The organism is Psychrobacter sp. (assembly GCF_035469765.1).
GTDB lineage: Bacteria > Pseudomonadota > Gammaproteobacteria > Pseudomonadales > Moraxellaceae > Psychrobacter.
The window spans coordinates 1-9,296 of record NZ_DATIRM010000063.1; the positions used below are offsets into that span (position 1 = coordinate 1).

9 protein-coding genes and 1 tRNA gene are annotated in these 9,296 nt (G+C 41.9%); 3 read left to right on the forward strand and 7 right to left on the reverse strand.

The features are described 5' to 3' along the window. Positions 1-644 (forward strand): DHHA1 domain-containing protein (locus VLN09_RS01690; RefSeq protein ID WP_325243457.1); only part of this gene is annotated, 644 nt, incomplete at its 5' end. Positions 645-705: 61 nt separating this feature from the next. Here VLN09_RS01690 and VLN09_RS01695 read toward each other — a convergent pair. The 7 genes from VLN09_RS01695 to VLN09_RS01725 all read right to left on the reverse strand — a co-directional run bounded on the left by VLN09_RS01695 (position 706) and on the right by VLN09_RS01725 (position 6,413). Continuing rightward, positions 706-1,368, reverse strand: coding sequence for a trimeric intracellular cation channel family protein (locus tag VLN09_RS01695; protein ID WP_325243459.1), 663 nt, complete (start codon positions 1,366-1,368; stop codon positions 706-708). A gap of 70 nt (positions 1,369-1,438) precedes the next feature. Further along, the gene (locus VLN09_RS01700; protein WP_325243461.1) at positions 1,439-2,077 is read right to left on the reverse strand and encodes a trimeric intracellular cation channel family protein; all 639 of its coding nucleotides are present in this window, start codon (positions 2,075-2,077) and stop codon (positions 1,439-1,441) included. A gap of 15 nt (positions 2,078-2,092) precedes the next feature. Further along, on the reverse strand, positions 2,093-3,184 hold the full coding sequence (locus tag VLN09_RS01705; protein WP_325243463.1) for a multidrug resistance efflux transporter family protein: 1,092 nt from the start codon (positions 3,182-3,184) through the stop codon (positions 2,093-2,095). Positions 3,185-3,243: 59 nt separating this feature from the next. Beyond that, complete coding sequence (queE, locus tag VLN09_RS01710) at positions 3,244-3,978, reverse strand: 7-carboxy-7-deazaguanine synthase QueE (protein WP_325243465.1); 735 nt, start codon at positions 3,976-3,978, stop codon at positions 3,244-3,246. Between the two features lie 219 nt (positions 3,979-4,197). Next, positions 4,198-5,019, reverse strand: coding sequence for a 2,3,4,5-tetrahydropyridine-2,6-dicarboxylate N-succinyltransferase (dapD, locus tag VLN09_RS01715; protein WP_325243467.1), 822 nt, complete (start codon positions 5,017-5,019; stop codon positions 4,198-4,200). 111 nt (positions 5,020-5,130) lie between these two features. Continuing rightward, positions 5,131-6,063, reverse strand: coding sequence for an alpha/beta fold hydrolase (locus tag VLN09_RS01720; RefSeq protein WP_325243469.1), 933 nt, complete (start codon positions 6,061-6,063; stop codon positions 5,131-5,133). Between the two features lie 274 nt (positions 6,064-6,337). Continuing rightward, positions 6,338-6,413 (reverse strand) — tRNA-Asn (locus VLN09_RS01725). 393 nt (positions 6,414-6,806) lie between these two features. Here VLN09_RS01725 and VLN09_RS01730 point away from each other — a divergent pair. Next, on the forward strand, positions 6,807-7,547 hold the full coding sequence (locus VLN09_RS01730; RefSeq protein ID WP_325243471.1) for an SDR family NAD(P)-dependent oxidoreductase: 741 nt from the start codon (positions 6,807-6,809) through the stop codon (positions 7,545-7,547). Positions 7,548-7,598: 51 nt separating this feature from the next. Continuing rightward, the coding region (locus VLN09_RS01735; protein WP_325243473.1) for an NAD(P)/FAD-dependent oxidoreductase at positions 7,599-9,296 on the forward strand (1,698 nt) is incomplete at its 3' end.

Here is a 9,296-nt window from a genome sequence, read left to right on the forward strand (position 1 = left end):
GGCGTTTGAAAGAAAGCCATTATCTGCCTAGCATTGTCTTTGCGCCGGCGGATACTAAACGTACAGGCGATGAAGATGCTATTAAAGGCTCAGCACGTTCTATTGCTGGCGTACATATTCGTGATGCCATTGAACAAGTTGCCGAAAGCCATCCTAATTTAATCAGCCATTTTGGTGGTCATGCCATGGCGGCTGGACTAACGTTGAAACGAGGTAACTTTGATGCCTTTGTGACAGCGTTTAACACGGTACTGGCACAGATGGATGATGAGGTGTTCGCTGAGCAAAAATTCACTGATGGTGCTTTGCAAGCAAGTGATTTTAGCTTATGGTTTGCTGAGCATCTGGCAGAATCTAGTATTTGGGGGCATGGGTTTGCACCACCGATATTTGATGGGGTGTTTGAAGTATTAAACTTTAAGGTAATAAAAGATAAGCACCTCAAATTGTCGCTACGTTATCCTGATGTGCAGTATCCGATTGAAGCCATTCAATTCAATTTTGATAGCAGTGTTTGGGATTACCGCGCCGAAAAAGTGCATATACTGTTTGAGCTGGACATCAATGAATGGAATAGCAAACAAAACTTGCAGTTGATGATAAAAGATTTGGCGCTTGTAAAAGAGACGGTAGAAGAGAGCTAGCAGCTTAACGGTACTGATAGTAACTGTATTGATAGTCGCTAAACTTTAATAATTCCATGCTTTAATATTTCCATTCAATGGTCGGAAACTGCCAGTCATAGCGGATGGCAAGCATGCGTAAGGTGAAAATCGTCGCCATTGCTGAAATATCAGCTATCCAAGCGGTCACGCCAAGATTTTGAAGCACAAAGTAAAGAATACCACCTGTTAAAGCGGCGGTGATATAAATCTCTTGCTGTAACACCAGCGGAATTTCATTGCAAATCATATCGCGGATGATACCGCCGACAATAATCGTGATAACCCCCAGTAATAATGCCACCGGCATATTTGTGCCCATACTATCAGCAACCTTGATACCGATTAAAGTAAAGGCTGACAAACCAATGGTGTCAGAGAGTTTAAGAAACGTATCAACGCGTCTAGAGTTGGGGTGAAAGAATATCTGCATTACCAGTGAAGAGATGGTAATAACTGTCAGATAACTCATATCCACCATCCAAAACAGTGGGTGACGATCCAAAATAACATCACGCACGGTACCGCCGCCGATCGCAGTCACAATCGATACCAGTAAGCAGCCAAACACATCGAAGTTTTTATGCTTGGCTAATATCGTCCCTGAAATACTACAGGCAATAATACCAATCATATCAAACAGATAAATCAGCGATCGTGGGTCAAAAATAGTAATCAGGTCAGAATCTAATGCAATGGTAGGCATGAGTTATTCTCATTAAAGTACTGAGATTAAAGTGCTGCTATTTTCTACGCCAATCGTAAAAACCGGTTAATCAGTTAATTGTCAAGCGAATGGAAGGCAAATGCCAATCGAATTTAAGCGCCAGCATACGCACGGTAAAGATAATAAACAGCATTGTAAACTCGTTTACTGTCGCGTCTAGCCCCCAGTAGTCGAGCGCCAAATATGCTAATGAGCCTGCAATACTGGCAGTGATATAAATCTCACGCTGTAGTACGAGCGGAATCTCATTACAAATGATATCACGCAATAAACCGCCAATAATGGCTGTCCAGACCCCCATCATAATGGCAATCATTGGCACCACATCTTGCGCCAAGGCCACTTTAAAACCAATCACACTAAAGGCTGCCAGACCAATGGCATCAAAAAATTTAAGCGCGTTATCAATCTTATGATACAGATGAAAAAATATTTGTAAGATAAGAGAGGTGGCAGTAATAACAATGACGTAATTGAGATCTGTCATCCAAAATAAGGGATGGCGATCAAGTGCCATATCCCGTAATGTACCACCGCCGATAGCATTGACGAGCGCGACTAATATGCAGCCTGCAATATCAAAGCCTTTGTGCTGTGCGAGCAATGTGCCGGCGATAGCGCAGGCGATGATGCCAACCATATCCAAAAAATACAGCAGGATATCGGGAAAAATAAAGTTATTTATCATAGTTATACTTTCGCCTTAACCATCTTTGGCAAATAATATCAGTCCCAGTATAATCAGCCCGATGCCGACCAAGCCCAGTGTAGAAGGGAGTACGTTATTCAGTAATAGCATGCCGCCAATCAAAGCAAATATCACTTCACTGGCTTGGGTAGAATCCACGCCTGCCACCTCGCTCGATGTCACTGCTTTCTCACGCGCATATAAGAATATGCTCGTCGCCGCCACACCTGCGAGTACTGCCACCAACAACGTATTAAAAACCTGTGTGGTCGCCGGTTGCTCAGGACGTATTACTAAGCCCAATAGTAACCAAAACGGCAAGCTACCGAGGGTCATTAGCCAGATTTTATTAAAGGCATTTTGTAATAAAGTTGTCTCAATCGCAGGAATACGCGCAATGAGATTTTGTAGACGTGACGCCGCTTGTCTATCGATAGTTAATACAGGGGCTTCAGTAATGATGCGTTGGGTATGAGTGTCAGCTTCATTTGATTGAAGGTTATCACGAGCCTGTTGCTGCTCAGCGCTATGTTTGCGCGAATTAAGAGACACTTGCCAAACCAGCTGATTGCCGATTGGATAACTGAACGCTGCAATCAGAGCCGGCAGCGCACCATATAGCAGCATATCAGCCATAGGTACGGTATCTGCGAGAGCAGAGGCATGCAAGCCTTCGCTGACGTTGACCATCACTACGCCAATAAATACTAATAATGCATAAATGATAAATTTCTTATCAAATCTTTGCCCAAACGCCACTAAGACCAGTAAGCTTGTCACCACCGTAAACATAAAGGTTGCTGCAACCACCCAACCGGCAACGTGGTCACCAGCATAGCAAATGCCCGTATAAAACACACCAAAGCCGATACTGCCGGTGATACACCAAAATCGCCAATGCTGAAAGAAGATAGCACTCAATTCTTTAATACGACCAAAGCCATGCTGCATCACAATTATGACAGTGATGATTAGCCACATGAATAAATAGCGTAGACTTGCCGACCAAAACCAGTGACCACCGGCACTACTCATCATCTCATTTAAAATAAAGGTGGAGCTAAAAAACGCGCCCGCTAATAAGCCCAATAAAATGAGTTTGACCATACCTATCTCTTTCTTCCTTGGCTTGCTATGTATTTAAGTGTCCATTTAGATTTTAAGTGCTATTTACCTTTGGCATCCGCCCAAATAATTTTGTGTAATTGCAGTTGAAAACGTACGGGCAGGGCGTCGGCTAACATCCATTCGGCAAGCTCGCGTGCCAGTACCGGCACTTCTGGACTGTTATCGTTTACAGTGTCTTCCTGCACCACATTAAACATCGGTGAAAACCATACCGTACCGACCAATTTATCGAGCTTATATTCAATAAGTTTGGCTTTTGCCCAGTCGTAATCAGCGCGATTCATAATGACAAACTTGATTTGGTCATGTTGAGTGAGGTAGTCGAGGTTTGACCAAAGATTCTTATCGACTTCACCTGAGCTTGGGGTTTTTAAATCCATGACTTTGCTTACCGCGGGCGGGACATTTTCGACCGTCAGTGCGCCTGCCGTTTCGAGAGAAATCTCATAGCCATCGTTTAGCAAGCGTTTCATTAATTCAATAGCATTTGGCTGAGCTAAAGGCTCGCCACCAGTCAAGCAAATACGCTTACAAGGGAAGCTTGCGATGGTTGTCATAATGGTTTCAAGCGATTGACGTTCGCCGCCACTAAAGGCATATTCGGTATCGCAGTAGACGCAGCGCAGCGGGCAGCCGGTCAAGCGTACAAATATCGTTGGCAGCCCTGAAGTTAGCGCCTCGCCTTGCAGGGAATAAAAAATCTCCGTCAAACGTAAGCCTGCTTCAGGGTCGGTGACAGGGATGGCAGCAGTACGTAAAGATAACTCACTCATAATATTTCAAATGCAATTAGGGATTGAGTATGCCATAAAGCATATATCAAATTAAAAGAAGGTTTAATGTATATATAAAGATATGGCTAATAGTGTTTAAATTAGCCAAAGATTATAACGTAAAGTCCTCTATTAAGCTGCTATTCAGCAACAAAAAAGATGCTGAAGCTTTGTGCTTCAGCATCTTTTTTTTAAACGATAACTATCGTGATTAAATATTTAGGCTAAACGTAATAGCTCATTTACTGATGTTTTAGCACGGGTTTGCGCATCTACTTTTTTGACGATGATAGCTGCATATAAGCTGTGTGTACCATCTTCAGAAGGCAAGCTGCCCGGTACGACAACAGAACCGGCTGGCACGCGACCACGATGAATCTCACCAGTTTCGCGATCATAGATACGCGTTGACTGACCGATATACACACCCATTGAGATAACTGCGCCTTCTTCTACGATGACGCCTTCAACGATTTCAGAGCGTGCGCCGATGAAACAGTTGTCTTCAATGATAGTAGGGTTTGCTTGTAGAGGCTCTAATACACCGCCGATACCAACGCCGCCTGATAGATGGACGTTTTTACCAATTTGGGCACATGAACCGACTGTTGCCCATGTATCTACCATAGCGCCTTGGTCGACATAAGCACCGATATTGACATAAGATGGCATCAATACCGCACCAGCTGCAATGTAAGACCCTTTACGAGCAACCGCTGGTGGTACAACGCGTATGCCAGCTTCTTTAAACTGTGCTTCTGTCCAATCTGCAAATTTCGTTGGTACCTTGTCATAAAACTGCATATGCTCGCCAGCTGGCATGACATAGTTGTCGTTTAGGCGGAATGACAATAAAACTGCTTTTTTCGCCCACTGATTAACGACCCACTCACCATCTTTCTTTTCTGCAACGCGCAAGGTACCGTTATCTAGCTGCTCAAGTACTTGATTAATGGCGTCACGTACGTCTTGTGGCATCGTTGCTGGGCTATATTCATTGCGATTTTCAAAAGCTTGTTCGATAATTTGTTGTAATGACATAAATATTCCTAAAATTGATGAAGGTAAATAAAAAACTTGCCGTATTGTCGCTAATTTAGCGACTTTTAGCAAACACGATACACCCTAGCATAAGTGAAGATGTCCATCTTTTTATTTATAGCTATTAATCCAGTTTAAGATGTCTTGGTAAACCTGCTCTTTATTCTGTTCATGTAGCGGTTCATGACGCATATGAGGGTAGAGCCGCACTGCGACATGCTCAAAATGTTGTTTGTCTAAGCGGTTGGCTATTTTACGAATACCACGCCCCATGTCACCGATGGGGTCATTCTCGCCGCTGATAAGTAGCATCGGAAAATTTCTGGCAATCGTCATCGCCCAATTTTTATGCAAGCCTGCTTCCATCAGTGTAAATAAAGTCAAAAATCCGTTATTGGTAAAGTCAAAACCAGTCATTGGATCGGCTTCATAAGCTTCGACAGCTGCAGCGTCTTCATTTAACCACGCAAACGGTGATGAAGAAATGCGATTGTTCAGTTTACTATTGAGTACTTTATTCATCAAATTAGCAGATAGGTTATTTGGTTTTTTAGGTGCTACTTTTGCCAGTATCTTATGGACCGGCAATAATACTTTGGTCAAGGGATTGGTATCAGCCGTGCCCATTAAGATAGCGCCGCTAAAGTTACGCGCATGATGCTTTAGGACATTACGTACGATGAATGAGCCCATAGAATGACCCATGACAAAGTGCGGCACATTAGGGTGACGCGCTTTTAAGCTGTCCGCCATCACAATGACATCTTTTAATAACGACTGTAGAGGATGCTCAATCCCAAAAAACCCCCATTCTTTGGCGGATTTAATGGTTTTTCCATGACCTAGCTGATCATAGGTGGCGACCGCAATGCCGTTATCGGCTAAAAATTGTGCAAAGTCTGCATAACGCCCGCTGTGTTCTGCCATGCCATGTACAATCAGTAACGTCGCGCTAATGGCAGTATCACTATTGCTAGGCTCAAAAAAGGTATGATGTAGATAATGAGTATTGTCAGAAGAGGTGATTTGTTCAGTATTACTCATAAAAATCCAGTCCTTGAATGGTTAAGGGTACGATAAGATAGATTATATATATTTTATGGCGTTATTATAGGGATAAGTTATTATTGCAACCAATATAATTATAAATTCTGGGAACATTAGTGCATTATTTTATGTAAATATACGTTGTCGCCGAGTGATTTGAATCAGTAGTACAAAAATAACAACCATAAAAAAACCCTCATCAAAGTGATGAGGGTCTTGGCAAATGCCATAATCGAATCAAAAATGATTCAAAAAATTTACTACTAAAATATGGCTCTCCAACCTGGGCTCGAACCAGGGACACACGGATTAACAGTCCGTTGCTCTACCAACTGAGCTATTGGAGAATAGGCTGTAAGTGTTTAACTGCTTACAACGAGCTTAGAGAGACTCTAATGAGTTCTTGCTAAGTGGGGCGTATTCTAGCAAAGATAAAAAATAGGTCAAGCTTTATTTTTATGTTTTTTATAGATAAGAATGTCGACACTATCAAAAAGGGTTTTATGGAGCAGTTTTTTTTACTTTCCTAGCTGTACGCCAGTTTGCGAAGTAACAACAAATTGAGTTGCTTAATTATACTATAATTATTTAGATTTGATAAATAAGTAAAGCCATTGGTTAATAAAATAAGGTTAATGAATTAGCCTTTACCATCACTGTTAAATGAATAAAGGCATATTGAATAAGCGTTTATCCAAACCAAACCGCTGCTAAGACAGCAAGTCAATAAAAGGATATTTATGATGACAGAGACTCTTAAAAAACAACATATTGTGATTACTGGTGCGACTTCTGGTATTGGTTATCAGTTGGCAATAGACTATCTGCAAGAGGGACATCATGTCTATGCTATCGGCCGTGATAATAATGTCTTATCTGAGCTTAAAGATTTAGGAGCAGAGACGGTTGAGCTTGATTTGATGGATCGCGAGAAGGTATTAGCGGCTTTTGACAAAATCAGCGAGGTGGATCTGGCAATTTGCGGCGCTGGCATGTGTGAATATTTAGATATGCCAAACTTTGATAGCGCAGCATTTATGAAAGTGTTGTCGGTGAATATGGGTACGTTATCGCATGCCATTGAAGGAGTACTGCCAAAGCTGATCGCTTCAAAAGGTCGTTTGGTGGGCATCGGCTCGGCATCGGCTTATGTGCCTTTTGCCCGTGCAGAGGCTTATGGTAGCTCAAAAGCCGCTATCCATTATTTAATGAAAACCTTGCAGATTAGCCTTGCACCGCATGGCGTAGCGGTGAGTTTGGTGGTTCCTGGATTTGTAGAGACCCCAATGACCAAGCAAAACGATTTTCCAATGCCGTTTTTACAAACGCCCGAGCAGGCAAGTCGAGCCATCCGTGATGGTATTAAGCGTGGTCATGATGTGATTGAATTTCCCAAAAAACTGACTTTACCATTAAAAGTATTAGGAACATTACCCGATTTGGTTTGGCAACACGTCAGTGAAAAAATCAATAAAAAATAGCCGATTTTGATGTTTTTGAGTATGTATAAATAAAATAATTAGGGATATTCTATGCCGTTTTTGCGCCGTAAATCTAAGCTCATATCTAACCAAGTAGAAACCGTTGTTAGTCATACAAGCCGTCATTCAGAGTATACGAAGGATGCCCAAGTCAAAAAGCATATTGCTATCATTGGCTCAGGGATATCAGGATTAACTTGTGCTCATTATTTGGCAGCGCAATTTGAAGTCACAGTATTTGAAGCCAGTGATTATATCGGTGGGCACGTAAATACCATTGATGTGACGCTACAAGACGGTAAGAAAGCAAAAGCTAATAAAGTTGAAAAAAGTGCCATAGATACCGGCTTTATCGTCTTTAATGAGCGTACCTATCCCAATTTTTTTCGTCTGCTTTATGAGCTACAAGTGCCATTTCAAGCAACGGATATGAGTTTCTCGGTTAAGAATACAGCGCGTCATTTTGAATATAATGGTCATACGCTCAATACTTTGCTATCACAGCGCAAGAATATTTTGAACCCTAAGTTTTGGGGATTTATGAATGATATCTTACAGTTCAATAAACAGGTGCGTCAGCTACGCCAAGATTATGATAAAGCACGCGAGCAGGGGAATGATATTGCTATTTTTACCAAGCAAACGCTAGGCGAGTATCTTAATAATAGTAAATACGGCGACTTATTCACGGACAATTATTTATTACCGATGGTGTCTGCTATTTGGTCAACCAGTCTGCGTGAAGTACAAGATTTCCCCTTGGTATTTTTTGCTCAATTCTTTGATAACCATGGCTTGCTTGAGGTGGTCAATCGACCGCAGTGGTTCACCATCAAAGGAGGCTCTAAGCAGTATGTAAATAAGCTGGTTAAACGTTTTGTGAAAGCGGGTGGCACCGTTCGCGTGAACAGTCCCGTGCAATCAGTTACTCGTGAAGATAACAAAGTGACATTGAAAGTTATAGATAAAACCGATGATAAGACGCAAGTACTTGTATTTGATGAAGTCATCTTTGCTTGCCATGCAGATACGGCGCTTAAAATATTACAAGATGCCAATCCTGATGAGCAAGAAATATTGAGTCATTTTACCTTTACCGATAACACTGCCATTCTACATACCGATACCTCAGTCTTACCCAAAAAGCCGTTGGCATGGGCAAGCTGGAATTATTTGATTGATGATAAAAATGCTATTAAGAATGATAAAGAATCGCTGCAAACTGTCACAAAGCCGGTATTAACCTATCATATGAATATTTTGCAGCGCTTGACCAAGCAGCACAATTACTTAGTTACCCTCAATCATGAGGTGGATGAAAGCCAAGTTATCAAGCGTATAGACTATAGCCATCCGGTATTCAATAACCAGATGATTGCTGCGCAAGCACAGTGGTCAAGTATCTCTAATAGCAATTCACATACCCATTTTTGTGGTGCTTATTGGTTCAATGGCTTTCATGAAGACGGTGTACGAAGTGCGCTACGTGTTTGTCAGGCATTGGAATGTGACATTGATATTAAGGATACTGTTGACCCAAGCCATTTGCCTGACGCTGAAAGCGCTCATACGCCGTTCCGCCATAAAGACTTACCGGTAAAAGCAGACAAACAATCACGTAAACTCAAAAAACGTCAGGTAGTCACTGCTACGACCAATCAGGAATTGGTGCAATATATAGCAACGTTAGAGCCAGAGGTTAAAGCGTTTAAAAAGAAAAAACTGGGGTTTTTTGCTGCTCGTAAAGCT

What these genes read in the sequence shown, in the direction of transcription:
- VLN09_RS01695 (WP_325243459.1), bottom strand. Translation starts at nt 1,368, where the DNA reads ATGCCTACCATTGCATTAGATTCTGACCTGATTACTATTTTTGACCCA.
- VLN09_RS01700 (WP_325243461.1), bottom strand. Translation starts at nt 2,077, where the DNA reads ATGATAAATAACTTTATTTTTCCCGATATCCTGCTGTATTTTTTGGAT.
- VLN09_RS01705 (WP_325243463.1), bottom strand. Translation starts at nt 3,184, where the DNA reads ATGGTCAAACTCATTTTATTGGGCTTATTAGCGGGCGCGTTTTTTAGC.
- queE (WP_325243465.1), bottom strand. Translation starts at nt 3,978, where the DNA reads ATGAGTGAGTTATCTTTACGTACTGCTGCCATCCCTGTCACCGACCCT.
- dapD (WP_325243467.1), bottom strand. Translation starts at nt 5,019, where the DNA reads ATGTCATTACAACAAATTATCGAACAAGCTTTTGAAAATCGCAATGAA.
- VLN09_RS01720 (WP_325243469.1), bottom strand. Translation starts at nt 6,063, where the DNA reads ATGAGTAATACTGAACAAATCACCTCTTCTGACAATACTCATTATCTA.
- VLN09_RS01730 (WP_325243471.1), top strand. Translation starts at nt 6,807, where the DNA reads ATGATGACAGAGACTCTTAAAAAACAACATATTGTGATTACTGGTGCG.